This is a genomic window from Nostoc sp. LEGE 12454, from assembly GCF_056620565.1.
The window spans coordinates 165,190-190,744 of sequence record NZ_JBWQXL010000005.1; the positions used below are offsets into that span (position 1 = coordinate 165,190).

The following is a 25,555-nucleotide window of genomic DNA, read 5'->3' on the forward strand; positions in this document are numbered from 1 at the left end:
CAGGAGTCAGGGAATGTGACTAAACGTCAGCACCGCAAACACTGGAAAGGGCCCCCGTTGGCATGGCGTAACTTAATGCAGAGTAAAGTTCGCTTAGGCGTGGGAGTTTCAGCCATCAGCTTTGCAGTTTCCTTAGTATTTATGCAACTTGGAACCTTTAGCGGAGTGATGAAGGCAGCGACGCTTCTCTACGAGAGCCTCGATTTTGACATTGTATTGATTTCATCCAAGTCGCCGGAGTCCACCTATGTTCCACCCTTTTCCCGACGTTATTTGTATCAGGCGGGAGGGATGAATGGCGTTGCTGCTGCCAGACCACTTTATCTGGCATTTGGCTCGTGGCGCAATGTAGAAACAAAGCGAATACGAGCGCTTTTGGTTTTGGGGTTTAATTATCGAGATGCTGTGTTTCGCGTGCCAGAAGTTTATCAGTCTTTACCAGCTCTGCAACGCCAAGATACCTTGTTAATGAATAGCCTCTCACGTTCTGAATTTGGGCCGAGAGAAGTGGGTCTCAAAAGTGAACTGAGCAGACGACAAGTTGAGATTGTGGGGCTGTTTAGCTTAAATAACAGCATTCGTGCTGATGGTACTGCGATTGTTAGCGATCAAAATTTTATTCGTCTTAATCCGGGGCGATCGCTGGATGATATAAGTCTGGGTTTGCTGAAAGTTGAGCCTGGTGTAAATGTTGATGAAGTGGTGCAAAACTTGCGCCAAATTATGCCAGCAACGATTAAAGTATTCAGTCGTCAGGAAGCGATGTCCAGAGATCGGGAATATTGGATTAAGTCTACTTCGCTCGGTTATATCATTGGTGTTGCCGTGATTATGGCTTTTCTAGTTGCGACTGCCATTGTGTATCAAGTCCTGAGTTCTGATGTCAGTGAACGCTTGCATGAGTACGCAACCTTAAAAGCCATTGGATATACTAATCTGCATTTGTTGACGGTGGTTATTCAGCAAGCGATCGTCCTGGCGACGTTGGGGTTTATTCCCGGTTGCCTTCTGGCTTTGGGTATGTACCATGCCATTTTTATTGCCACAAGACTACCAGTCGCCATGACTGTTAGTCGGATGTTATTCGTGTTTGCTCTGACGATTGTGACATGTAGTGCGTCTGGACTGGTTGTTGCTCGCAAAGTGTTAGTTGCAGATCCCGCTGATGTTTTCTAGGAAAAAGGTTCGAGTTGCCTTCTTTAAGTTGTCCCTTTCTTGGCGCAACCTACTCCAGCAACGATCGCAGTTTTTCACAGCATTAGCTGCGATCGCGTTTGCGGTTTTTCTGATGTTTTCCCAACTCGGATTTCAGAATGCAATGTTGAATAGTAACGTTGCGTTTATTCAGGTATTCAATGCTGATTTAATCATGCTCAGTCAGCGACGCTATGTTACCGTTATTGACGAAACTTTTAATCGAAGTCGATTATATCAAGCTAGACAATTTGAAGGCGTTGCAGCAGCTTATCCACTTTATATGACTCTTGGTAGTTGGAGACGTTTTGGAACTGCTGAGGAGAGGTCTATCCGAGTGTTTGCATTTAATCTAGACGATCCTGTTTTTCTCTTACCTGAGATTCAAGCGGCTGAACTCGCCCTGAAAATGCCCAACACTCTATTGGCCGATAGCAAGTCTCGCAAAGATTATGGTTCTATGCAACCGGGTTTGACAACTGAGCTTTCTGGTGTCCAAGTCAAAGTAATTGGAACCTTTGAACTGGGTGCTGACTTTGTAACTGATGGTAATTTAATTATCAGCGATCTTAATTTTCTAAGAATCTTTGCAACTAGACCTTCTGGCATTGATTCCAAGCTTCGTTCATCGCTTAATGACGTTGATATTGGTCTAATCAAAGTGACTCCAGGAACGAATAGCGATCGCCTAGAAAAGTTTTTGAATCAATCTTTACCATCTGATATAGTTGTTTACACAAAACAACATTTTATTGCCAAAGAACTAGATTATTGGACGCAATCATCTGGAATTGGGGCTATTTTTGGACTAGGAACAATCATCGGTTTTGTGGTTGGTATTGTCGTAGTTTACAACATTATCTATAGTAATGTTGCAGATAATCTACCTCAATATGGCACTTTGAAAGCCATTGGCCATTCTAATTTTTATCTTGTTAGTATTGTTTTTCTCCAATCTATCATTCTTTCCTTTTTTGGTTTTTTTCCGGGTTTTTGCTTAAGCTTTATTTTTTATCAGTTAATTACTACAGCTACAGGGCTGCAATTAGAGATGAATTTTAACGTTATCAGCTTTGTGCTATGTTTAACGGTTTTAATGTGTGTTATTTCTGGATTGATAGCAACCAGAAAGCTGCAAAAGATAGATCCGGCTGATATTTATTAATAAAAATTTTGAATAGATGTTGATTTAAACTGATGTCTACCCAACCAATTATTCAAATCAAAAACACCAATCATTATTATGGAAAGGGTCAATTACGCAAACAAATATTATTTGATATTTCCCTAAAGATTTATCCTGGAGAAATTGTGATTATGTCCGGCCCCTCCGGGTCTGGGAAAACAACACTGCTGACTTTAATTGGGGGATTGCGTTCTGTTCAGGAAGGTAGCCTTCAAGTACTAGGACAGGAGTTAAGCGGAGTGAGTAATCGGTTACTGGAAAATGTCCGCAAACAGATAGGATTCATTTTCCAAGCTCATAATTTGCTAGGTTCCCTAACCGCAAACCAAAATGTGCAAATGTCTTTGGTGCTGAATGATGCGATCGCAATGGAAGAAGCGCAAGAGCGATCGCAAGCAATATTAGAGCAAGTGGGACTGCAAAAGCAGATTCATTCTTATCCGCACCAGTTATCGGGCGGACAAAAACAACGAGTGGCGATCGCGCGGGCTTTGGTAAACCGACCCCAACTGATTTTGGCAGATGAACCAACAGCAGCGCTAGACAAAGCCAGTGGTCGAGATGTGGTGGAACTAATGCAAAAACTGGCAAAGCAGCAAAATTGTACCATTTTGCTAGTAACCCATGACAACCGGATTTTAGATATTGCCGATCGCATTGTTCATTTAGAAGATGGCCGTTTAGCCTCGCCTACAGAGCAAGCAATTCTAGACATTGAGAGTACAACGACCTCATTAGTTAAAGCGAAAAAAGAGGAATTGAGCCGCACGCTCGAAGAATTAACAATCCCTCAGTTTTTGAGTTTACTTCAGAAGCTCAAAGAAGAATTTGAACAAGTTTTGCAAGCAATGAATATTCTCAGCGAGCAAATGCTAAAAGCAAATATTGAGGAAGTGATTAGGGCGTTAGCCTGGAAAATTGCCCAAATTATGGGTGCGGATCGAGCAACTATCTTTGTGGTCGATCGGGAAAAAAACCAGCTTTGGTCTAAGGTTTCCCGGAGTGAAAATGAAGAAGCGGTAGAAATTTTCCTACCGATGAATGCTAGTATTAGTGGTTATGTTGCCACAACTGGTGAGAGTGTAAATATAACTGATGTTCAGCAAAATCCTCAGTTCTATAGAGAAATCGATCGAGCAACTGGATATCATACTTGTAATATTCTTTGCTTACCCATGTTCAATAGCAAACACTTGGTTTTTGCAGTGGTTGTGTTGACTAATAAACTAGGAGGTAGCCCCTTTGATGCCAATGATGAACGTCTACTTCGCGAACTAACTGCACCGCTCAGTGTGATTCTAGAAGGTACTCTCTCGGTGTTACAACAATAGAGTTTCGGGAAATAAAAGGAAATAATGTAAACATCAATATAATATTTATCCTAAATAAGCTTTTTTAACTCGCTCATCACTAATCAATTCTGATGCTGCCCCTGTTAAGGTAATAGAACCAGCTTCTAGAACATAACCGCGATCGGCAATTTGCAGCGCTAAATTCGCGTTTTGTTCAACTAACAAAATAGTCACACCTGTAGCCCGAAGATTTTCAATAATCGAGAAGATTTCCCGGACGATCGCAGGTGCTAAACCTAAGCTAGGCTCGTCTAAAAGTAAAAGTTGTGGTTTACTCATGACAGCACGAGCGATCGCTAACATTTGTTGTTCGCCACCGCTGAGGGTTCCTGCTAGCTGATTGCGTCTTTGTGACAAGCGGGGAAATAGCTCAAATTGGCGTTGAATATCGGCTTTGATCTCGGCTTGATTGGAGCGAATATAAGCACCCAAAAGTAAATTATCAAATACAGTTTGCCGCGCTAATACTCTGCGTCCTTCAGGACAATGGGCGATACCAAGTTGTACAACTTCGTGAGTTTGGCGACGAGTAATATTATGTCCATTATAGATAATTACGCCACTCTTAGGATTAACTACTTTAGATATAGCGCGGAGTGTGGTAGTTTTCCCAGCACCATTAGCACCAATTAGAGTAACTACCTCGCCTTTTTGAATAATTAAATTAATTTTTTTTAAAGCTTGGATGCCGCCATAATTAACATCAAGTTCTTGAACATCTAAAATTGTATAGTTTGGGTTACTATCGGCTTTCATGGGCGGTTTACATCCAGAAATGTTGATTCAAAATCTAAGATACATCAATCATACATTTCTTAAAACAGTGCGTAGACATTGCTTCAACTTCAAACCAACGCCATAATACCGCAATCTTTATGATGTACCATTAATTACTGATAAAGATATCAAGCGTCCAGTGGCAAAAGTAGCAGATATTGGTAGCAAAGGACTAATTAATTTAGCTCCCGATGCATGGGTAAAGTGGGTGACACAGCGTCCTGAAGTCGTGGCGAGAGAAATTCTCGGCTCTGAGTTTCACTGGATTAGCCGCGAAACAGATGTGTTAGTGAAAGCATACAGTGCTACTCACGGAGATTTTCTAATACTAAATGAACTACAGTTGCGTTACACGGCACAGATGCCTCTACGGATGAGAGCCTACGCTGCCTTGGCACAAGAACGCTACCGATTGCCAACTTACCCAGTACTGATCAATATTTTACCGCCCTCATCCAGCTTAACTATTGTCAGTAGTTACGAGCAGGAATTTTTGGGATTACGTGCTATCCAAGATTATCGCACGATCAATTTGTGGGAAATCGATGTTGAAATAGTGTTTCAGCAACCACTACCATCGTTGTTACCCTTTGTGCCAATCCTCCGAGGAGGGGGAGAGGTATCAGTTGTGCAACGCGCATTACAGGCGCTACGAGCAGATGCACAGTTGAACCAATTAGAATCATTGCTGGCATTTTTTGCTAGCTTTGTGTTAGACACGCCTTTAGTGCAACAAATCATGAGGTGGGATATGGCAGTATTGCGAGAATCGCCTTGGTATCAGGAAATTGAGCAAAGAGGTATTCAGCAGGGTGCGCTACGGCAGCTAATCCGGGTATTGGAACAACGCTTTGGTGAAATTCCCCATGAGGCAGAAATAAGGCTTGAGGGCAAGAATGTGGAGCAATTAGAAAATTTAATGGATAGCGCGATCGCTGTGAGTTCTTTAGAAGAATTTGTGGTAATTTTGTCTACATAAATTCATTCATTTCCCAAATAAGCTTCAATTACAGCCGGATCGTTTCTGACTACAGATGGTTCACCCAAGGCAATTAATTGACCAAAATCTAATACAGCAATGCGATCGCACAAACCCATAACCAATGGTACATGGTGTTCTATAAGGACAATCGTCAAATTAAAGTCATTGCGCAGACTGCGAATAAATTCACTTAATTGCTGCTTTTCGTTGGGGTTCATTCCCGCCGCCGGTTCGTCGAGAAGCAAAATTTGCGGTTCTAATGCTAAAGCACGGGCAATTTCTAGCCGACGCTGATCGCCGTAAGCAAAGTTTTTGGCTTTTTCGTCAGCGCGATCGCTTAATCCCACCAAATCTAATAAATCTAAAGCTTTTTGCTTAGTTTTTAGCTCTTCGCGAGGCGCTGGTGGTAATCCCAAAACACCTGTAATCATATTACTTTTAGTGTGTAAATGTCGGGCAACGATCGCATTTTCTAACGCCGATAATTCCCCAAACAAGCGGATATTTTGGAAGGTACGGGCGATACCTAAAGCAGCAATTTGATGAGGACGCAGTTGAGAAATTTCCGTACCTTGATAAATTAATTTACCGCCAGAAGGTGGAATAAAGGCAGTAATCAAATTAAACAGTGTTGTTTTGCCAGCACCATTAGGGCCAATTAGTCCAAAAATCTCATGTTGATTTACACTAAAAGATACATTATTTACCGCCACTAAACCACCAAAGCGGCGAGTTAATGCTCTTGCTTCTAAGACAATATTGCTGTTAGCTACTGGAATGCTATGTGACATTTTCGCATATTATTATGAATTATAAGACTTACGCAATAATTCTCTGAAACTCTTATTGCTTTGCGCCCTTTGCGTGCTTGGCGGTTCGTTTTTTTCTTTGAAAAATATCTGGAGTAATTAGCCCTTGGGGGAAAAAGATTGTACCTATTACTATTAAAAAGCCAAAAATAATTAATCTACCATCTCGCAAAAACTGTGCTAACCAATTAGGTAAACCACCAGTATCAGCCAGGCTTCGCAGAATCTCTGGTAAAGCTGTAAATACCATACCTCCAATTACCGGGCCTAAAAAAGTTCTCGAACCACCAATTAAAACAAAAGTTAAATATATAATACTGGCATCAAAAGTACCTTGACGAGCATTCCAGGTATTGAGGAAGTGAGCGCTAATTGCACCTACAACTCCTGCAAGCATAGCCCCCAATGTAAACGCCAAAACTTTATAATAAGTGGGATCGATTCCCATTGCACCCGCAGCTAATTCATCTTCGCGGATCGCGATAAAAGCCCTGCCGACGCGGATGCGTTCTAAACGATAAAGTAGCACCATACTAATTAATAGTAATGGCAAAGCAATCCATAAATATTCAAGTTGTGTTTGGAAAGGTTGAGGGATGCCAAAAATTCCAACAGCACCACCTGTAATATCTAAATTGAGGGAGATGACGCGCAGAACTTCCACAAAAGCGATAGTTGCGATCGCTAAATAAATTCCTCGCAATCTCAATGCTGGAATTCCTATTATTACACCTAATAAACCAGAAATTACACCCGCAGTTAACATCTCCAATAACAATAATGGAATGGGAAATAAACTACTGCTAGATGTAAAAACTTTGGTAGATAAAATTGCTGCAATATACCCACCTAAAGCATAAAATCCTGGACTAGCTAAAGACAATTGTCCTGTCATTAGCGGTAAGTAAAGCGATAATCCTAATAGCGCCCCTAATACCATAGAGACAATCAAAGAAGCGTAAGTAGCGAAAAAATCAGCCATTTTATTTAATATATTTTGATTAAACTTAATCAAACTATCGCTTTTATCAACTATTAAGCTGTTAATATTTGCTCTGCTGTCAGCGTCAGTTCAGGAAAAGTTCGTGACACAATTCTTTCTGAGCCTCTAAAATGTGTGCATTGGTATTTACCCTCAGCATCTAATAGAAAAACAAACACAGCCGGAACTTTTGGGTTTCCCAAATACTCTCTTAGCCCAATTGCTAAATAATCCACAATCCAATATTCTGTAATACCTAAGCGTTGATATTCATCTAATTTATCAATGTAGTCATCTTCCCAATTAGTTGATGTCACTTCTACAGCTAATTGGATAGGTTCTTCAAGTGCAGCATAAGCAGAACGATTTGAGCGCCATTTATCTTTATCTATGACACTTACATCAGGCTTGCGCCCTTGTTCTATGCCATTAGCAGTTATAGTTTTAAAGACTGCTGTGTTTTTTACTACGTAATTAAGATTTAGACGTTTAATTTCATCTTTGAAAGAGTCAGCCGTAAAGTCAGCGACATCATCATGATTTCTGGTTGCACGCACTTCTACAATTTCTCCATCCACAAGTTCATATAAACCTGACTCTGGACACTGTTCTAAAAATTGGTCAAAAGTTAACTTTTGTTTAGTATATGTTTTCATGGCTCTACATCTCTTTAAACTTTCTGAATAAACCGCCGTCCTAGCAAACCTTGAGGTCTAACTAATAGCATGATAAACAAAATTGCAAAGGCTACTGCGTCTTTATATCCAGAATAATCAGCAGGGACAAACGCCTCAACTAATCCAATTAACAAACCCCCTACCACCGCACCAGGAATACTACCTAAACCACCTAAAACAATTACTGCTAAACCCCGCAAACCAAAAGCAATGCCGAAATATGGCCCTGCAATACTAACACTAGAAGCAACTAAAGTTCCTGCTAATCCTGCTAAAAAACTGCTGATGAAGAATGTTAGGATGATAAAGCGATCGCTATTAATTCCTAACAAACTAGCTGTAGTTGGATCTTCTGCGATCGCTTGCATTGCCTTACCATATTTAGTCCGATTGATAAAATAGGTAAGAATTGCCACAATTACCACTGACACAGTAAAAATTACCACCTGAACACTACGAATCGGAATTGGGTTTTCTGGACTACCAAAGTTAATCGCAGGTGGCAAATTACCATAAGTATTTGCGGGGTATGTATAACTTTCCGCACCTACTAAATATTGAATTAAATTCACAATTACCACTGCTACCCCCAAGCTGGAAACAACAGTTAGCAAAGGATCGGAGCCTTGACGCCGCAAAGGTTGAAAAGCAACGCGTTCCATCACTACCCCTACCAATCCTGCTAAGGTGCTTCCTAAAATCAAGGCTATAGCAAATGGTAATTTTATCGGCAAGACTGCATTAGCCAGTAAGCCATTAAATCCAAAGTTCCCACCCATAAGTGCATAAGTGAAATATGCACCCAAGGTAAAAATCGCGCCATGAGCTAAATTAATAATGCCTAAAATAGAATAAACCAAGGTATATCCCAAGGCAAAAATTGCATAGACGCTGCCAATGGATAACCCATTTAATAATTGCTGCAAAAAGAGATTGATATTCATGGAGCAGCTATTTTAGAAATGTGAATTTACCTTGACTTCCATCTTTTTCCATTTTGATTTGAGCAACATAGAAATCTTTTTGCACAACTTCACCTGTGGGAGTAAAACCAATTTCACCTAATGGTGTATTGTATGCTCCTTCAAGTATTTGTTTGTTTAACTGCGTCCGTAATTCTGGTAGCTGTAGTTTGTTGATTTTGCTCTTTTTATCTAAAGATTGGAGTGCTTCGACATAAACCTGCACTGCTGCAAAAGCTTGGGCGCTAAATTGGGGTGGTTCTTTTTTATATTCTTCAATATAGGCTTTACGAAACGCCGCGTTAATTTCACCTGGATGTTCTGGACTGTAGGCTTGAGCAATCAATACCCCATCACAAAATGCTTTACAAACTGGCAATAAATTCGATGTGTTTAGACCATTTCCACCGACAATTAAGCCTTTATAACCCAGTTCCCGCAATTGCCTAACTAAATTACCACCATCAGCAGCCAAGCCAGAAATAATTACCAAATCTGGTTTGAGATTAATTGCATTGGTTGCTTGACTTTGAAAATCTGTATCGCTGGTTTGGAATTTTTGCACTGTTACCAATTCCAGTCCTTGATCCTTAACTGTTTGCTGAAATATTTCCGTTTCTGACTTGCTAAATGCATCATTTTGGGCGTAGAAAACTGCGACTTTTTTCAGTTGGGGATTTTGCTTAAGTGCCGCTTTCACTGAATTAGGTGCAACGATGGAAACTGGTGCAGAAACACGGGCAACGTAATCACCAATTTCGGGAATATTTTTAGCAGTATTTGATGGTCCAATAATTGGTACTTTTGCCCGTTCGCCAATCGGATCTGCACTAAAGGCTTGCTGTGACAAAGTTGGCCCGACAATTCCAATAACTTTATCTTTATTAATTAGAGTTTGAAAAGCGTTAATTGCTCCTGCTTCATCACCGCTAGTATCTTGAAAAACTAATTTAATTGGTGTGCCATTAACACCACCTTTACTATTGAAATACTTCTGAGCAAGTTTGGCTCCAGCGACTTGCTCTTGACCCAGTAATGCTACATTGCTAGTTTGGGCAACACCAATACCAATAGGAATAGCACTTGATAATGTAGCCGTTGTTGCTGGGGTATTGGTTGCAGTGTTATTTGGGGTACTGTTTGGACTATTAGTAGGAGAATTTGTCACTGTGGTAGTGCCACCACCACAGCCTGTTAGTAGCAAAGCACAAGTTGATAATAATGCTGTTGTCCGAGCGATCGCGTTGTTCATCGTTGGATAATCATCTAGTTATGAGATATTCGGCAAGAGTTAATAGTAAAGTTTATAATCTGCAAACAAAATTATGCAGATTTACACTTTTGCACGAATTCTATTAAATCATTCTTATTTCACCATGCAAACAGAAATATTCAAAGTGCTTGTAAATACAAATTATTATAATTAGTAATGATTTTATCATTACCTGGTTTTAGTGCTATAAAGTCGCTGGAAAACTATCCACGTCAGAGCCTGTGTGTTAACCAGGTAATTTTAGGTGGGTTAAGTATTGAGTGAGGAATCTTAAGTGCTTTTTTCATTACCAGTTAATTCTCTAGGTTCGTAGTGACGGCAACCGTTACACGGGCCTTCGGGGTTGATAGCACAGCGGATGTAGCCAGACCGAGCATTAAACTTGCAGCTGATATCGCCAATCAGATAACCCACGCCTTCTAAATAATAGCGATCGCCTTCCACAGGTCTGACGTTGTGCCGTCCCTGTGCCACTGGAAAATTCATGGCTGCTTGCCTCATCCGCAAGCGCGATCGCTGGGTTCTACGGATCATCCACAGGGAAAACAGGGACGGTAAAAAACCAATGGCAATTACTAAAAGTGTCTTTAACACCTTCTTTTTACCTCTTCTGGGCGCTGATTGATTGTCCCTGATGTTACACTCTGGTTTTACGGAAGTGCAAATATTAGGGCGGCTTTGTTTCTTTGTCACCAACTATGGTTGCAAAGAAATAATGGCAGTGTAGTATAGCAAAGTGCTGTTAGCGGTAGCGGGGCGTTTAGCCCGTGCTGAGTGCTGAGTATAAACCCAGTGAAATCAAAGGTTTTAGCAATCAACATTGTCCTAACCTATGTGGCTACGGCTATATCTAGCAATTTTGAGGAAGAAATTCCTTCTGCCACTTCAATCAGCATAACTGTTACAACCTCAAGGGTGAGATGCCGTTGAATGTTGATAATTTTAAGATTTGTTGACTAATACCTTTTTGAAGAAGCGTTTTGTGTCAGCTTCAGCCCCATTCTTGTTTTTTCTGTGTCGCTGCGATGCTAATCTTTTTTTGGTTTGCTGACGAAGTTGCTCTGCTAGCAGTGCAGCTTCCCTTTCGGCTCGGAATAAATCAACTTTTCGCGTTGTCAAAACAAATGATTCGTCAGACTTTCGTTTCACCCAAGGGATGCTAACTGCGAAATACTGACAAATATTTTTGCATATCTCCTTTATCATGAGTGGGTAACGTTTTTGAGTATTCATTGTGTTAGCGATCGCTTTCAACTCTAATATCGCTGCTTCTAACTCTTCCGCCATCTGATTGATGCGTTCGACTTGTGTTATAAAACGCTCCCGTTCACTGATGATTTTTTTTTCTTGGGGTTGCAGTGGCACTATAGCAGTAGTTACAAATGTAGGCTGGAACAGCAAAATGGGCTTTTTGTCCGTGTCTGGGATTTTTTTCATACTACCTCAAGCAAGGCTAGCTGACTTTTAAAGCATTTTAGCAGCTAGTTAGTATACTTGTACTATATAATGATAATGCTTAAGAGAATAAGGGACTTCCTACTAAAAAAATACCCATCGCTTTGGTGAGCAGCGATCGCTTGAGTTTAAAAATATTCCGTAGACGCATAGCGGTTTGTGAGGATATCAGGGCGATCGCAGGGAATCTTCATCAGCGAAGCGAGATAAAGGCGCACCGAACTTCGCAAAAATTAAATAGGAGTTCGATATTGCAATCAAGCGAGAAGCGCGATATTAAATTCGGGCAGTCGTTTCTTGAATTCGGGCGATCGTTTCTTGAATTCGGGCGGTCGTTTCTTGAATTCGGGCGATCGTTTCTTGAATTCGGGCGATCGTTTCTTGAATTCGGGCGATTGTTTATTGAATTCGGGCGATCGTTTCTTGAATTCGGGCGGTCGTTTCTTGAATTCGGGCGGTCGTTTCTTGAATTCGGGCGATCGTTTCTTGAATTCGGATAAATCTCAATAAATTCACGGAATAAATCTAACGCTTTTTTGTACTAAATAGGTTAAACAATACTGAATATTGCGGGTGTCAATCACCCCAATTTTATTTATCCTAATGGTGTAAAGACAAGGATAGAAGTCAGTTTTTATCCTAGTGCATGATTAAGAAAAGGAAAGTTATTTATGTCACGTCCAAAACGTGGATCTAAAGTACTTGATAGAGCACAGCGTCGGATTGCGGGTTTGAAATCGATTAATCCCACCTTAGATTTAGGTAATGGAGTCACTATTGACACCTTTGCTGCCGCCATCAAAAAAACACAGGACAAGTTGGAAGTTTATAACTCCAGCCTCTCCACCGTGGATCTAACTCAGGGAGCTTTAGAATTAGCCGAAAAGTCGCTGATGGAACTAACAGAACATGTGTTAGTCAGCGTAGCTGCAAAGTATGGCAAGAATAGCGATGAGTACAAAATGGCAGGGGGCGTTCGTCGCAGCGAACGCAAGCGTCCAGTGCGGAAGCCTAAGCAAGAGGTTGTTATTTGATAAAGACAATACATTTGGGTTTTTTGACACTCTCCCGAATTGAATTCGGGAGATTTTTGGTTAGGTGGTGAACCAATAGAAAAAAGATAACATTTAAATAGCGATCGCTTGAGTTTAGAAATATTCCGTAGACGTATAGCAGGTTGTCGTCAAACATCGTTGAAGAAACCCATTACCCAATTCTCCAAGGTACACCCAATTCGATGTTAGTACATCTAATGGACGCACGCGATACTACAACCGAAGCATTAGCTGAGGTAATTGGTTCATTGGAAATTGCCTTGCAAATTGTTAATGGCGATTCTCCTTCCCTTCGGGACGCTGCGCGAACGGAGACGCTTCGCGATCGCACCATTAGTAAAACTCAAGCAGAAGCGTTGGCGGACTATTTTAATGTAGATATCAGTTTATTTTCCTAGCTTATCTTCCATAACAACGCTCTTAAAACCAGCGTTTGGTATTGAGGCGGGAAATTTAATATTTTGGTATGAGGTGAAAGGTGCGTAGACGCGTAGCGGCTTGTCCTTAGACATCGCTTCTCTACCCCAAAAAATTGCTACAAAATCCTTTGCTACTTAGCTTTTGGAGCTTGATCAAGCTATGAGCCTGCGTTAAAGATCCAACGTCCTAACCATCCCAAACCCAAGCCTAGACTAGAAGTGACAACCAAAATCATACAAGTTTGAAACTTGCTAAAGAATTTTCGTAATTCATTTCCTGATGTACTGACAACAACAGACACAAAAAAAGGTACTGCAACCGCCAAAAACCCAGCACCAGTACTAGCTAAAACCCCAGCTAAAGTCAAAGCTCCAGCCCCAGCAACTCCTACAGGCACAGCCTCAGCCCAAGCCTCATTCTCCGCCCAAGCTCCAGCCCAAGCCACAACCACAGCTATAGCACCAACCACAGCCACAGATCCCGCTCCAGCCCAAACCACAGCTATAGCACCAACCACAGCCCCAATCAACGTCACAGTTCCAATCATTGCCACAACCCCACCCCCAGCCCTATCCACAGCGATAGCTCCAGCCCAAGCCACAGCTACAGCCGCAAACACAATCCCAAGTACAGCCCATAATGAAGTATTAGGTACGGTTATGAGATAGCCTATCAATCCATAAAGTACTAATAATGAACCACCCAACCAGCCCCAAAGTACCTTTGACTCGGCTTTGAGACGAACAAATTCTCTTTTATAAATTGGCTTAACTGGAGGTAGAGGTGTCGGTTTTAATGCTTCTAGCATTGCCAACCATGCCTGCATCGACTGAGGGCGGTCTTTTGCCTCCAGTGCCATACCCTTGAGAATTGCTTTATTTAATTGATCGCTGATGCTTGGATTAATTTGTTTAGGTGATTTCAGGGAAGCATTATCGAGCTTGCGAGCCAAAGAGGTTGTTGGGCGCTGACACGTGACCGCATAATACAGTGTGGCAGCTAGACAGTAGACATCGACGGTTAGCTCCCGACTGCCTCTACTCATCTGCTCATAGGGCGCAAACCCCTCATTACCTGCAATGCCCTTTGAACTCAAGGTTTTAGGCAAAAGTTCTTTAGCAATTCCAAAGTCAATTAAAACTGCTCTGCCATTTCTCCGCAACATAATATTTCCAGGGTGGGCATCTCGGTGTACTAACCCTGCTTGATGCACTACGCTCAAAGCTTCCCCAATCTGGCAGATGCACGGTAGAATCTCTGCTTCTGATAAAGCCCCCCTACGCTTGACTGCCTCAAACAAATTTTCTCCCTCAACAAAGTCCATCACTAAACAGTGGGTAGCACCTTCCCGAAACAAATCAATCACTCCCACAATGTGAGGATGAGGGTCTTCTGATAAGCGTGCGAGTATCCGTCCTTCTTGGATAAATCTCTCTATGTACTTTTCATATTCCGGATCGTGGCTGAGATATTCATTAGGTGTCTTAATTACAACTGTCTGATTTAGTTCAACATGCAAAGCCTTATAAGTAATCCCAAATCCCCCCTGTCCCAGGACTTGCCCAATTACATATTTGCCACTTTGCAATTGTTGTCCTGCTATCCAGGGCATGAATACCTCTAAGTAAAAAATTACTTTAATGCAAGCGTTTTAATGAGAGTTTAGCTAATTCTACGGTGTTTTGCTAGATGACGGACTGGGCGACAGTGATGGTGGATTGGAAGACGGAGATGGGTGGAAAATAGGAATCCAACCAACTATGCCTGAAAGTAAGGTTCCAATTGCTGCGATCGCAGCTATCACCACTCCCCAAAACTGGATGTTTCGCTCCCAATTTGGGTTAGTGTTAGGTGGTACAATTACTAAAGGCTGCGAGTTTTCCTCAGTTAACCCCAAAGAATCGAGCCATTCCCGCATCGATTGCGATCGCTCTGTAGGATTTAGCTTCATACCTGTTAAAATTGCTCGGTTTGTGCGATCGCTAATCTGAGGATTGTGTTCTTTCGGAGCTACTAAACGAGCGTTGTCTACCTTACGTTTGAGCGCACTGACTGGTGTTTTTCCAGTCAAAAGCACATAGAGAGTTGCTGCTAGAGAATAAATATCGCTATACGCCCCAGTTGGTTTAGTGTGTTGAGCGTAAAGCTCAGGCGGTGTAAATCCCTCAGAAGTTTCTTTGGTTCGGCTTGTGGTTAAGATGTGGTCAAAATCCAGAGCTAAACCAAAATCAATCAGCACCGCTTCAGGTTGTCCTTCTCGCACTCGCAAAAAGATATTTCCTGGATGCACATCTCGATGAATCAACCGATTTTCATGTACTTTAATCAGCGCTTCTCCAATTTGTTGAATGTAGCGTAAAGCCTCTGTTTCAGAAAGTATTTGTTGGCGACGGTCAGCTAAACTGACACCATCTACATACTCCATTACCAGACACCAGTGTTCTCCTTCTTTGAACGGTTCTGCAACCTGCACAATATGTTTGTGTTTACATTGAGTAAGTTTTACCGCTTCTTGCCAAAACATTGTTTCCAGTCGTCCGCGTTCCAACTGGTTCAGGGAATTTAGTAAATCATCATTTAAGGTTTTAATGACTTGGCGATCGCTATTCCTGTTTCTTACCAAATAAGTAATACCAAACCGCCCCCTTCCCAATTCTTTTTCAATAGTATATTTACCACCTTGCAATTGATTACCTGCTGCCCAAGCCATCTTTGCAACTCCCAAAATATTTGTATTAATTTTCACATAACAAAGCCTGAATAACCGGAGCCTAACTTTACACAAATAGCCTTATGTCTCAGGATAAGACTCTTTGCGTCTATACTTGCTAAACTAATTTCAAATCTCGAATAAAAGTAGCGAAAAACTACCACGAAATTATGGCTCAAATCTTAGTTGAAGATTTAGATCCCATTATTCTAGAAAAGCTAGAAACTCTTGCCAAACAACACGGTAGGTCTTTGCAAGAGGAATTAAAGCAGATCCTACAACAAGCGGCTGAAAAAGCGACACACTATCACACTGGCGGCGACATGGAAAAAGCCAGAGAAGCTATAGCACGCTCTCAAGTTAGATATACAGGAAAAATTTTTAGTGATAGTACTGAACTTATCCGCGAGGACAGAGAACGGTGAGTCAGTATGTTTTAGATGCTAGCATTGCTATCAAGTGGTTCATCCCCGAAGTCTACTCTCATGCAGCTAGGCGTTTAGTAGCAAGTAACCATACTTTCTTAGTTCCAGATTTTTTCTTCCCAGAAGTGGGAAATGTCTTGTGGAAACGAGTCCGTCGCGGTGAAGACACTGCTGAAAATGCAAGACAAACATTAACAGATTTAAATGCAGTTCCTGTAGAGGTGTACTTATCTCAGCCATTGATGCCACTTGCTTTAGATATTGCCATTCAGAGCGATCGCGCAGTGTATGACAGTTTATACTTAGCTCTTGCCATTACGCAACAATGCCAGATGGTGACAGCAGATGAAAAATTTTACAACGCACTGAAAACCAGTAGCTACGCAAGTAATCTTTTATGGGTAGAGAATATTTAGAGAGCGTTGATGTAGACTACCGCAGGCATTTCCCTTTCCACTGTTAAACTAAAAAACAACCCTTACTCCTGCAAAGGTAGCCTTATGACCTCTGCAACCGATCCATCCACCGCCCTCACCCCGTTCCCAGACCATACACAACTTCCTGAGTCTGACGGTACTTTCGTGAAAAACTTTCAGGAACATCCCCAAAGCATTCTCCTAACCGACTCGATTAAACCGATATTGCAAAAACGTCATCCTGATGGGCAATACTGTATTGGTCAAGATAGCGGTATCTACTGGCGCATTACTGACCCCCCAGAAAAAGGCGCAGAAGCTCCCGACTGGTTTTATGTAGGGAATGTACCACCTACTCTAAATGGGCAAACGCGCAGGTCTTATGTACTCTGGCGAGAGTTTATTGCCCCATTAATTGCATTAGAATTTGTCTCTGGCGATGGTAGTGAGGAGCGAGACAAAACTCCTTGGAAGGGAAAATTTTGGATTTATGAGCAGGTGATTCGTCCTCCCTTCTACGGCATTTATGAAGTGAATAAAGCCAGCGTGGAAGTTTATGAATTAATTGGTGGACAATATCAGTTATTAACTGCAAATGAACGGGGACATTATCCTATACATCCTTTAGGAGTTGAGTTAGGAATTTGGCAGGGACAATATTACAATATGGAATTACCTTGGCTACGCTGGTGGGATTTGCAAGGTAATTTGTTGTTGACTGGCGAGGAAAGAGCCGATCGCTTGACTGCTCAATTGCGATCGCTCGGTGTTGAACCAGAAGCATAATATTGATCAAAAATCAACTACTTATTCACATCTAAGCTGTCGCGCATACAAGTTGCATTATCATCTTTTAGGTAAAACCTGCAAACCCTCTCCTCTGCACCTGAAGCCCCTCTGCTGCCTCAAAGTGCAAATTAAAAGCACAACAGCTTATCAACCGCGAAGTTTGTAACCTAATTGGCTAATATTTATAGTAAAGTTATTTGTGATTAATTACCTTCTTTATGAAAATAAGAATATACGAAATATCTGATACCAAAGAAATTATGAAATTGTTCTACGAGACTATTCATGAGGTGAATATTCACGATTACACACAAGAACAAGTAGATGCTTGGGCACCAGCAAATATGGATATTGAAGTTTGGATTAAAAGTTTAGGAAGTAAGTTTACCTATGTCGCAGAAGAACAAGACAAAATTATTGGTTTTGGAGAATTAGAGGCTAATGGTCATATTGACCGTTTCTATTGTCATAAAGATTTTCAAAGGAAAGGTGTTGGCAAGAAAATCTTAGAACAGATTGAATTAAAAGCACAGTCTTTAGGGGTGGAAAAGTTATTTACAGAAGCCAGTATTACAGCTAAACCTTTTTTTAAGAGTCAGGGATTTATTGTTATCAACAAGCAAGAAGTAGAGCGTAGAGGGCAAAAACTGATAAATTTTGTCATGGAAAAACACTTAAAAAATTGCTAAATTAATCGGATTCAAGCAATTTCAAAAAAGTTGTTCTAGCTTATGGTTTATGACCTACAGCCAACATTACATAAGCGGGAATTTCCACACCATTTTCTGTGACATACTTTGAGGCTCCCTCGATAATTGCGTTTTCAATATTGCGCCGTTGCTCATCGCTTTGCATTGCCAACATCGACCCCAGACGTGCCGAACTTACAACAATCTTTGGCATCACATCTTCAGGTGTAGAGAAAGTCCACTTGATGGGCAGTTCTGTGACAGACACCTGAGTGAATCCCTCGGCGCTTAAAACCATTTCGCATTCAGTGCGATCGCCAAAGCGAAATAGGGGAGGCCCAGAAGGTAAATCCACATCCATGCTGCCATAAGTCTGCACCGAACCCAGTATCAGAGCCATAAACGGATTGCGCGTTGGCGGTGTCCAGCAGGTGAAAGCATAACGCCCTCCCGGTTTGAGTACGCGAAAGGATTCAGCGATCGCTTGTTCTGGGTTTGGGAAATGGAGAATACCCAAGTTACAAACCACCACCTCAAACTGGCCCGGCTCGAAAGTTAGGTTCTCAGCATCCCCATGATGGAATGACCCTTGAGGACATCGCTCTCTGGCAATGGCCACCATCTTCTCTGCAAAGTCTAATCCTGTGACTATAGCCTGCCGCTTTAGTGCTGCGGCACTAAGCCAGCCAGTTCCGCAAGCCACATCCAGCAATCGAATACCAGACTTAGCTCCGACGGCATCCAAGATGGCTTCATCTACCTGAGAAGTCACAACAGCGATACCTCCGGTGAGCTTCGCTAACGCGCGATCGTATTCTTGAGCTACAAGAGAAAATTTGTCGCGCTCGAATTGCTTGAATGCCTCGTGAGTAATGGTGGAATCATCCGTCATTTATTCACATCCAGCAACCGCGAAGTTTGTAACCGACTCATCCACTTCTCTAAATAAACTCGATTACCTTTTTGTTCATTTGGATCTTTACTATCTAAAGGATGAGGCATCAGTCCCAAAATCGTTGCTGTCGTCACGCAAAACATCGATTTTTGGAAACTCATACAAATTTGAACTCGCAAATCATCTTCACCCCGAAGACTGCGACGATAAATTTCGTGCAAATATTCTGGAAGATAATGACGCATATCTTGCATCAACAAGGTAGGAGGAATACCCGCGCCGCCGATGGGCAAAGGATCGGCATACAATGCACCATATTGAAATCGACTTTGATCTGGGGGAATTTGATATCCTTGGGCATTGTATGAAACAGTACCGTGGAAAGGAGTTCCTCGGAAGAATACTGCTTCTACATAAGGTATTGCTGTATCTGCTAAGAAGGTCAAACCAACGCTTTTGGGAATGATGTCATAGACCTTACCTCGAATTTTGACAGCATAGGTAATTGGGTTTGATGCATTTGCCACTAACCCGGCTTTAATGTGTTCTACAACTTGGGGAATCGATTTAATTTCGCCTCGGTCATAGCGGTCTGATAAATTGAGGAACATATCAGCCATGACTCGCCAGAATTGACCTAAACCGGTGTAATAAGCAGAGACACGCAACTGTTCTGTTAAGAAATCTGGAAACAGCTGGTTAATACCCAGAATAAAGGGATTATTTTTAAATTTTGCGGCAATAACGGCTTGCGCTCTTTCTTGAAATTCTTGTGTATCTAAATAAGTATCTAGTCCGCCGCCACCGTGCCACATCATGCCTTTCATGCAATATTCGGCATATTCAAAATTAATTCGATCGTGCCACCAGTGACGGAATAATTTCTGAAAAGAAACCTCTCCATTAAAGTATTTAAAAAATGGGAAAAATACTAAAAACTGATGTTCGGCAATATAGTTAAGATTTTTTGAGTAAGCATCTAAAACTACCCCATAGCTTTTAAGAATACCCACAACTTCCAGCACATTCTCTGGACTATCGGGGACTAATGCATCTCCTTTTTGTAAGCGTTCAATATACTCAGCTAAGGGATTGTGAGTAGCTTTTTTTTTAATAGTTACCATTGCCATCTCTCCAAAAAGTTTAGGGATTGGGGCATTGGGCATTGGGCATTGGGCATTGGGCATTGGGCATTGGGAAAACTTTTCCCCATTCCCCATTCCCAATTCCCCATTCCCTACTCCCCATTCCCCATTGCTTTATCTAAAGACACTGCTAATACTATGTTTTGAGTATTTACCATTGCTGTAATTGTTGGTTCAGTCCAACGCACTAACCAACCAGGTTGAATGCCAAAAATCACAATCAGCACAGCTAAAATTGCAGCTGGGATGCGATCGCTCCAATACACACGTGGTAAGTTGGTAACTGATGCAGACAGGCGTCCAAAAAAGGCGCGGTTGACAAGAATTAAGAAGTAAACTGCTGTTAAACCAGTACCAAGCATACATAACAGGGTTTGCACTGGAAAAACTGGAAAACTTCCCCGATAAACTACGAATTCGGAAATAAACCCTAGCATTCCTGGTATACCAGCGCTGGCCATGACTCCGACAATCATCAAGCTACCAATTACTGGCATACCCCGTTCTGGGTTCAGTAATCCTTGGATGATTTCTAAATCACGGCTTCCAGCTTTTTTATACACAACCCCTACCAGCAAAAACAGCATTGCCGAAATCAAGCCGTGGCTAATCATTTGCATCACAGCACCCAATACACTTAAAGGTGTGGCCGCCGCCGCCGCTAAAAGCACGTAACCCATGTGTCCAATGGAGCTGTATGCTACCATTTTTTTCATATCGCTTTGGGCGATCGCACAGGATGAACCATACAGTACACTCACTACTGCCCAAGTCGCCAACCAAGGAGCCACATAAGCCCAAGCTTCTGGTAACAAGTTCATACCAAATCGCAGTAAGCCGTAAGTTCCCAACTTCAACAGCACCCCAGCCAATAGCACGGAAATCGGTGTAGAAGCTTCAACGTGAGCATCTGGCAACCAAGTATGAAAGGGAACCAAAGGAATTTTAATTCCAAAACCGATCAAAATTCCCGCTAGCAATAAAAGCTGTGTTCCTAGAGGTAAAGTTGTCGCGTTCAAGGTTGCTAGTGCAAAGTTAGAGGAACCACTCAGCCAAACCATACCGAGGAAACTTGCTAAGAGCAGGATTCCCGAAACGGCTGTATAAATAAGAAATTTAGTCGCAGCATAACCGCGTTTGGCGCCACCCCAAATAGCTATCAACAAATACAGTGGAATTAGTTCCAATTCGTAAAACAGGAAAAATAACAGTAAATCCTGTGCTAGAAAGGCTCCTGTCACCCCAGTGCTTAATAATAGTACCAAAGAGTAATAAAATTTAGGGCGCTGTAGCGATTCATCGCTGCTGTAGATGGCAATGGCAGTTAACAATCCATTTAAAACCAGCAATGGCAAAGATAAACCATCTATCCCAAGGTTATAGTTTAACCCTAAAGCATCTACCCAAGGGACAGACTCAGCAAACTGTTGAGTAATTTCTCCTGGATGGAACTGACTTACTAATACGATTGTCCACAACAAAGCGATAATGGCAAAGACCAAAGCCACCACACGAGCGAATTTTCCACTAATGCTTGAGGGGGAGAAACCAATTAAAGCTGCGCCGATTAACGGCACTAGAATTAAAACACTAAGCATAGACTTTAGGTAAGGGGAGCAGGGGAAGCAGGGGAGCAGCACTTCGGCTACGCTCAGTGACTGGGGAGCAGGGAGAAAATAATAAATTTTTAACTCCTTAACTCAGCACTCAGCACTCTTAAAAAGGCAATTTATCTAATAAACCCAATGACCAACTGATGAAAAAACCCAGGACGCTGACAACTGCTAGGATGGTCAACATATAGCCCTGAGATTGCCCAGAAATGCTGTACTTTAAGGTTTGTCCGCCGAAAATGGTCGCAAACCCAACCAAGTTTACAAAACCGTCAACCAAGTAGCGATCGCTCCAAGCAGAAATTTTAGATAGCAGTCCTACTACACTTACCACGGTTACAAAATAAACTCGGTCGATATAAAAATCATAACCTAACAGGTCTTGTAGAAATCTCCACGCCAAGATTCTGGATCTTGACCAAGCTTTGTGCAGATAAACTGTACACCCTAAACCTACCCCTGCTACGGTAGAACTAAACAAGGCTAACACCACATACCAATTAATACTTTCCCAATCTGGTAGTAAGTACCATTGCTGTAGCATCAGAGGTAGAATCAGAGTCAGCACTGTCAGAAACACCATTGGTAAGGCCATCTGCCAACCAACTTCTGGGGTGCGACGGGTCTTTTGTTGCGGTTTACCCCAAAAGACTAATCTAAATACTCTCGTCAAATTCAATGCTGTCAAACCATTGACTAATATTAGAACCCCAATTACCCAAGGGCTAATACTCACAAAACCGTCAGCCCACGCTAGCATTGCCCAGAAACTTCCCAAGGGAAGGAGTGTTACCATCCCGGCTGAACCGACCACAAAGGCAGTGGTGGTGGCTGGCATCCGCGACCACAAACCGCCCATTTCTGTTAAGTCTTGGCTTTGGGTAGTCAAGATGACTGAACCAGAACTCATGAATAATAATGCTTTAGCGATCGCATGAGCTAACAGCAACATCAAGGCTACACCTCCTTGCTGTAACCCCACTGCTAAAAATACTAATCCCATGTATGCACTGGTGGAATGAGATAGCGATCGCTTAATGTCAATTTGAGCTATGGATACTAATGTCGCTCCAATCGCCGTTACTGTACCCATGACTACCAAAGCATTCAAGGCAACTGGCGACAGCGCTAATAATGGTTGAAATCTATACAGTAAATAAGCGCCACCTGCTACAACTAGAGAGTTCCGCATTACCGAGGCGGGGTTGGGCCCTTCCATTGCCTCATCTAACCACAGGTGTAGTGGAAATTGCGCACATTTACCAGCAGGCCCAGCAATTAGTGCCAACCCTAGCAGTGTCGATGTCATTGGACTTAAATTAGCTGTTTGCGCCCACTCATATAAATCAGAAAAGTTCAAACTCCCGGCTAAGGTAGAAAGTGTCACTACAGCCATCAGCAACAACAAGTCTCCTACCCGTTTAGTCCAAAATGCATCCCGCGCCGCCGTTACTACTAGTGGTTGAGCGTACCAGAAACCCACCAGCAAGTAAGTCGAAAGCGTCAGGACTTCCAATAGGGCATAGCTGAGAAACAAAGAATCACTAATTGCTAGACCACTAAGCGCCGCTTCAAAGAATCCCAGCAGCGCAAAAAAACGTGCCAACGACCAGTCCTTTTCCATGTAACCCAAAGCGTAAACTTGTGCCAGTAAGCTTAACCCTGTAATTAAAACTGTTGCCCCAATGCTAACTGGCGATAGTTCTAAGGAAAAAGATAAGTCTAAATCTGCTACTTTGAACCAATTGATTAGTAAGTGTTCTGGTTCTCTATCCCAGATATTTTTAAATACAAACAGGCTATGGAAAAAAGCTAAAACGGTCGTCAACAAGTTGAAGTATGCCGCAGGTCTTGGCCCTGTTCGCTTAATTATTCCTATTCCCCACGGCAATGTCAAAATTGCGCCTGATAAGCTATACAAAGGCACAAACCAACTTGTTGAAAATAGAAATTGCTCCATTTAAATTTCCCTTGATGACTCAGCCTTTATTTTAAAAAAATTCCAAACAATCGTTTATTTAATAAAATTAATTTACCAAAATTATCGATGTTTTTTACTATTATTTTAACTGAACTTCCAGAAGTACTTTTACTTAATGCTACCCTATTAAATATAAGTAAAATATAACTTTACATAAGCAAAAGCATTTACTTGCCTTAATATCACTGACCTTTTTACATTTGTATTTCTACTCTAACCAAAGTAATTTATACGATATATTTAAAAAACTTATATATGTTTCACCTAGTCATTGTACACTTAGAAATATTTGAGAAAAGATAGATACAGTAAAACATACAGCCGTTGCTTACCTTTGATCGGATAGGATTAGCCCTGGTTATGAATGTCGTTTTGTAAATGTGATAAAGAAATTATAAAGCATAAGTGCCTGCTCAAGGAATCTGTAAACTTTAATTGCTCAGAAGCCTAGATAACTTTTTGTTAAGTTTTTTAAAACTTTCTTATCATAAACTATTATAGTAATTTATATTGCCAGGAACGCCAAGCTTTCCTATGCTTAATTTGGAAGTGTTTTCTTAGCTATAAGATCAGGCTCTCCCCGTCAAAAAATTCAAACGACAGTACAGATTGCATTAATTTTGTAGGAGTTCTGCGATGCCAATTGCAGTTGGAATGATTGAAACGAAGGGCTTTCCAGCAGTGGTGGAAGCTGCTGATGCGATGGTGAAAGCCGCCCGTGTCACCTTAGTAGGGTATGAAAAAATTGGTAGCGCTCGCGTCACCGTGATAGTTCGGGGAGATGTATCGGAAGTGCAAGCTTCCGTAGCAGCTGGGGTTGAAGCGGCAAAAAGAGTCTTTGGTGGTGAAGTGTTATCCACTCACATCATTGCTCGTCCTCACGAAAACCTGGAATACGTCTTACCGATACGTTACACAGAAGCGGTGGAACAATTCCGTACTTAAAAGCTGTTTAAACAAAGTAATTAACGCTCTTTGTCTAATTGAGCATCACTTTTGTCCAAGGCTAAAAACTTTGAAATAGGGATTAAAACTAATGTCAATTGCAGTGGGAATGGTTGAAACGCTGGGCTTTCCAGCAGTAGTGGAAGCTGCTGATGCAATGGTGAAAGCTGCCCGCGTCACTTTAGTAGGTTATGAAAAAATCGGTAGTGGTCGGGTGACGGTAATTGTTCGGGGTGACGTTTCGGAAGTGCAAGCTTCTGTGGCCGCAGGAGTTGAATCTGTAAAGCGAGTCAACGGCGGACAAGTGTTGTCTACTCATATCATTGCTCGTCCTCACGAAAACTTGGAATACGTCCTCCCAATTCGTTATACCGAAGACGTAGAGCAGTTCCGGGAAAATGTGAATGCAATTCGTCCTTTTGGTAGAAGACCGTAATTTGTAATGCAAGTTGCCAAAGTTCGCGGCACAGTAGTTAGCACCCAAAAAGATCCAAGTCTTAGAGGTGTAAAACTACTGTTGTTACAATTAGTGGATGAAGACGGAAACATCCTGCCACAATATGAGGTAGCAGCAGATAGTGTGGGAGCAGGAGTAGATGAGTGGGTACTTGTCAGTCGTGGCAGTGCTGCTCGTCAAGTACTTGGAAATGAACAGCGTCCATTAGATGCAGTAGTAGTGGCGATCATAGATACCATTCACGTTGAAGATCGCCTAATTTACAGCAAAAAAGATCAATATCGATAGTCATTAGTCATTAGTCATTGGTCATTAGTCACTTGTACTGAGCGAAGCCGTTGGCGCAACCTCTCATAGAGAAGTAGT

General features: G+C 41.8%; 27 protein-coding genes. 13 read left to right on the top strand and 14 right to left on the bottom strand.

Features of this window, described 5'->3' with window-relative positions:
* Positions 1-15: 15 nt before the first annotated feature.
* The 3 genes from devC (AC1F2U_RS07570) to AC1F2U_RS07580 are packed head-to-tail and all read left to right on the top strand — an operon-like array spanning position 16 to position 3,711.
* Positions 16-1,176: an ABC transporter permease DevC gene (gene devC / locus AC1F2U_RS07570; RefSeq protein WP_480260549.1), complete on the top strand. Its 1,161-nt coding sequence runs from the start codon at positions 16-18 to the stop codon at positions 1,174-1,176.
* A complete protein-coding gene (gene devC / locus AC1F2U_RS07575) occupies positions 1,166-2,359 on the top strand; it encodes an ABC transporter permease DevC (RefSeq protein ID WP_480260550.1) in 1,194 nt (397 codons plus the stop codon). The genes devC (AC1F2U_RS07570) and devC (AC1F2U_RS07575) overlap by 11 nt, the downstream gene beginning before the upstream one ends.
* 32 nt (positions 2,360-2,391) lie before the next feature.
* Positions 2,392-3,711 (top strand): ATP-binding cassette domain-containing protein, encoded by a 1,320-nt coding sequence (locus AC1F2U_RS07580; RefSeq protein ID WP_480260551.1) that lies wholly within the window; start codon positions 2,392-2,394, stop codon positions 3,709-3,711.
* 45 nt (positions 3,712-3,756) lie between these two features.
* Here AC1F2U_RS07580 and AC1F2U_RS07585 read toward each other — a convergent pair whose 3' ends face one another.
* On the bottom strand, positions 3,757-4,488 hold the full coding sequence (locus AC1F2U_RS07585; protein ID WP_480260552.1) for an ABC transporter ATP-binding protein: 732 nt from the start codon (positions 4,486-4,488) through the stop codon (positions 3,757-3,759).
* A 160-nt stretch (positions 4,489-4,648) separates the two neighbouring features.
* Between AC1F2U_RS07585 and AC1F2U_RS07590 the strand changes: the two genes are divergently transcribed.
* Positions 4,649-5,488, top strand: a complete 840-nt coding sequence (locus tag AC1F2U_RS07590) for an Rpn family recombination-promoting nuclease/putative transposase (protein WP_480260553.1) — start codon at positions 4,649-4,651, stop codon at positions 5,486-5,488.
* A gap of 2 nt (positions 5,489-5,490) precedes the next feature.
* On the opposite strand, the gene AC1F2U_RS07595 is transcribed toward AC1F2U_RS07590, so the two are convergent.
* The 7 genes from AC1F2U_RS07595 to AC1F2U_RS07625 form a co-directional block, all read right to left on the bottom strand.
* The gene (locus AC1F2U_RS07595; protein WP_480260554.1) at positions 5,491-6,282 is read right to left on the bottom strand and encodes an ABC transporter ATP-binding protein; all 792 of its coding nucleotides are present in this window, start codon (positions 6,280-6,282) and stop codon (positions 5,491-5,493) included.
* A gap of 52 nt (positions 6,283-6,334) precedes the next feature.
* The gene (locus AC1F2U_RS07600) at positions 6,335-7,282 is read right to left on the bottom strand and encodes a branched-chain amino acid ABC transporter permease (RefSeq protein WP_480260555.1); all 948 of its coding nucleotides are present in this window, start codon (positions 7,280-7,282) and stop codon (positions 6,335-6,337) included.
* A 53-nt stretch (positions 7,283-7,335) separates the two neighbouring features.
* On the bottom strand, positions 7,336-7,938 hold the full coding sequence (locus AC1F2U_RS07605) for a Uma2 family endonuclease (protein WP_480260556.1): 603 nt from the start codon (positions 7,936-7,938) through the stop codon (positions 7,336-7,338).
* Between the two features lie 14 nt (positions 7,939-7,952).
* Complete coding sequence (locus AC1F2U_RS07610) at positions 7,953-8,903, bottom strand: branched-chain amino acid ABC transporter permease (RefSeq protein ID WP_480260557.1); 951 nt, start codon at positions 8,901-8,903, stop codon at positions 7,953-7,955.
* Between the two features lie 7 nt (positions 8,904-8,910).
* A complete protein-coding gene (locus tag AC1F2U_RS07615; protein ID WP_480260558.1) occupies positions 8,911-10,173 on the bottom strand; it encodes an ABC transporter substrate-binding protein in 1,263 nt (420 codons plus the stop codon).
* A gap of 291 nt (positions 10,174-10,464) precedes the next feature.
* The gene (locus AC1F2U_RS07620; RefSeq protein WP_480260559.1) at positions 10,465-10,788 is read right to left on the bottom strand and encodes a DUF6464 family protein; all 324 of its coding nucleotides are present in this window, start codon (positions 10,786-10,788) and stop codon (positions 10,465-10,467) included.
* A 348-nt stretch (positions 10,789-11,136) separates the two neighbouring features.
* Positions 11,137-11,631, bottom strand: a complete 495-nt coding sequence (locus tag AC1F2U_RS07625) for a hypothetical protein (protein WP_480260560.1) — start codon at positions 11,629-11,631, stop codon at positions 11,137-11,139.
* A 689-nt stretch (positions 11,632-12,320) separates the two neighbouring features.
* On the opposite strand from AC1F2U_RS07625, the gene AC1F2U_RS07630 reads away from it, so the two are divergent.
* Both AC1F2U_RS07630 and AC1F2U_RS07635 read left to right on the top strand, forming a co-directional pair.
* The gene (locus AC1F2U_RS07630; RefSeq protein ID WP_480260561.1) at positions 12,321-12,683 is read left to right on the top strand and encodes a hypothetical protein; all 363 of its coding nucleotides are present in this window, start codon (positions 12,321-12,323) and stop codon (positions 12,681-12,683) included.
* Between the two features lie 143 nt (positions 12,684-12,826).
* Complete coding sequence (locus tag AC1F2U_RS07635; protein WP_480260562.1) at positions 12,827-13,102, top strand: hypothetical protein; 276 nt, start codon at positions 12,827-12,829, stop codon at positions 13,100-13,102.
* A 179-nt stretch (positions 13,103-13,281) separates the two neighbouring features.
* Here the strand turns inward: AC1F2U_RS07635 and AC1F2U_RS07640 are convergent, their stop codons facing one another.
* Together AC1F2U_RS07640 and AC1F2U_RS07645 are read right to left on the bottom strand one after the other, a co-directional pair.
* Positions 13,282-14,736, bottom strand: coding sequence for a serine/threonine protein kinase (locus AC1F2U_RS07640; RefSeq protein WP_480260563.1), 1,455 nt, complete (start codon positions 14,734-14,736; stop codon positions 13,282-13,284).
* Positions 14,737-14,796: 60 nt separating this feature from the next.
* Positions 14,797-15,834 (bottom strand): serine/threonine protein kinase, encoded by a 1,038-nt coding sequence (locus AC1F2U_RS07645; protein WP_480260636.1) that lies wholly within the window; start codon positions 15,832-15,834, stop codon positions 14,797-14,799.
* A gap of 170 nt (positions 15,835-16,004) precedes the next feature.
* Between AC1F2U_RS07645 and AC1F2U_RS07650 the strand changes: the two genes are divergently transcribed.
* The 4 genes from AC1F2U_RS07650 (at position 16,005) to AC1F2U_RS07665 (ending at position 18,153) form a co-directional block, all read left to right on the top strand.
* Complete coding sequence (locus AC1F2U_RS07650) at positions 16,005-16,259, top strand: FitA-like ribbon-helix-helix domain-containing protein (protein WP_480260564.1); 255 nt, start codon at positions 16,005-16,007, stop codon at positions 16,257-16,259.
* Positions 16,256-16,675, top strand: a complete 420-nt coding sequence (locus AC1F2U_RS07655; protein WP_334985750.1) for a type II toxin-antitoxin system VapC family toxin — start codon at positions 16,256-16,258, stop codon at positions 16,673-16,675. The genes AC1F2U_RS07650 and AC1F2U_RS07655 overlap by 4 nt, the downstream gene beginning before the upstream one ends.
* 84 nt (positions 16,676-16,759) lie before the next feature.
* Complete coding sequence (locus AC1F2U_RS07660) at positions 16,760-17,461, top strand: Uma2 family endonuclease (RefSeq protein WP_480260565.1); 702 nt, start codon at positions 16,760-16,762, stop codon at positions 17,459-17,461.
* 221 nt (positions 17,462-17,682) lie between these two features.
* A complete protein-coding gene (locus AC1F2U_RS07665) occupies positions 17,683-18,153 on the top strand; it encodes a GNAT family N-acetyltransferase (protein WP_480260566.1) in 471 nt (156 codons plus the stop codon).
* 40 nt (positions 18,154-18,193) lie between these two features.
* Here the strand turns inward: AC1F2U_RS07665 and AC1F2U_RS07670 are convergent, their stop codons facing one another.
* From AC1F2U_RS07670 to AC1F2U_RS07685, 4 genes are all read right to left on the bottom strand, one after another.
* Positions 18,194-19,045, bottom strand: coding sequence for a class I SAM-dependent methyltransferase (locus tag AC1F2U_RS07670; RefSeq protein ID WP_480260567.1), 852 nt, complete (start codon positions 19,043-19,045; stop codon positions 18,194-18,196).
* Positions 19,042-20,172, bottom strand: coding sequence for a CO2 hydration protein (locus AC1F2U_RS07675; RefSeq protein WP_480260637.1), 1,131 nt, complete (start codon positions 20,170-20,172; stop codon positions 19,042-19,044). The genes AC1F2U_RS07670 and AC1F2U_RS07675 overlap by 4 nt, the downstream gene beginning before the upstream one ends.
* A 113-nt stretch (positions 20,173-20,285) precedes the next feature.
* Positions 20,286-21,791, bottom strand: coding sequence for an NADH-quinone oxidoreductase subunit M (locus AC1F2U_RS07680; RefSeq protein WP_480260568.1), 1,506 nt, complete (start codon positions 21,789-21,791; stop codon positions 20,286-20,288).
* Positions 21,792-21,909: 118 nt separating this feature from the next.
* Entirely contained in the window at positions 21,910-23,766 is a 1,857-nt protein-coding gene (locus tag AC1F2U_RS07685) for an NAD(P)H-quinone oxidoreductase subunit F (RefSeq protein WP_480260569.1), read from the bottom strand.
* 657 nt (positions 23,767-24,423) lie between these two features.
* Here AC1F2U_RS07685 and AC1F2U_RS07690 point away from each other — a divergent pair.
* The 3 genes from AC1F2U_RS07690 (at position 24,424) to ccmL (ending at position 25,477) form a co-directional block, all read left to right on the top strand.
* Positions 24,424-24,732 (top strand): carbon dioxide-concentrating mechanism protein CcmK, encoded by a 309-nt coding sequence (locus AC1F2U_RS07690; RefSeq protein WP_012410633.1) that lies wholly within the window; start codon positions 24,424-24,426, stop codon positions 24,730-24,732.
* A gap of 91 nt (positions 24,733-24,823) precedes the next feature.
* Positions 24,824-25,168, top strand: coding sequence for a carbon dioxide-concentrating mechanism protein CcmK (locus tag AC1F2U_RS07695; protein WP_010995041.1), 345 nt, complete (start codon positions 24,824-24,826; stop codon positions 25,166-25,168).
* A gap of 6 nt (positions 25,169-25,174) precedes the next feature.
* Positions 25,175-25,477 carry a beta-carboxysome shell vertex protein CcmL gene (gene ccmL / locus AC1F2U_RS07700; protein WP_229460483.1) on the top strand — a complete coding sequence of 101 codons (303 nt, stop codon included), beginning with the start codon at positions 25,175-25,177 and terminating at the stop codon, positions 25,475-25,477.
* The last annotated feature ends 78 nt before the right edge of the window (positions 25,478-25,555 follow it).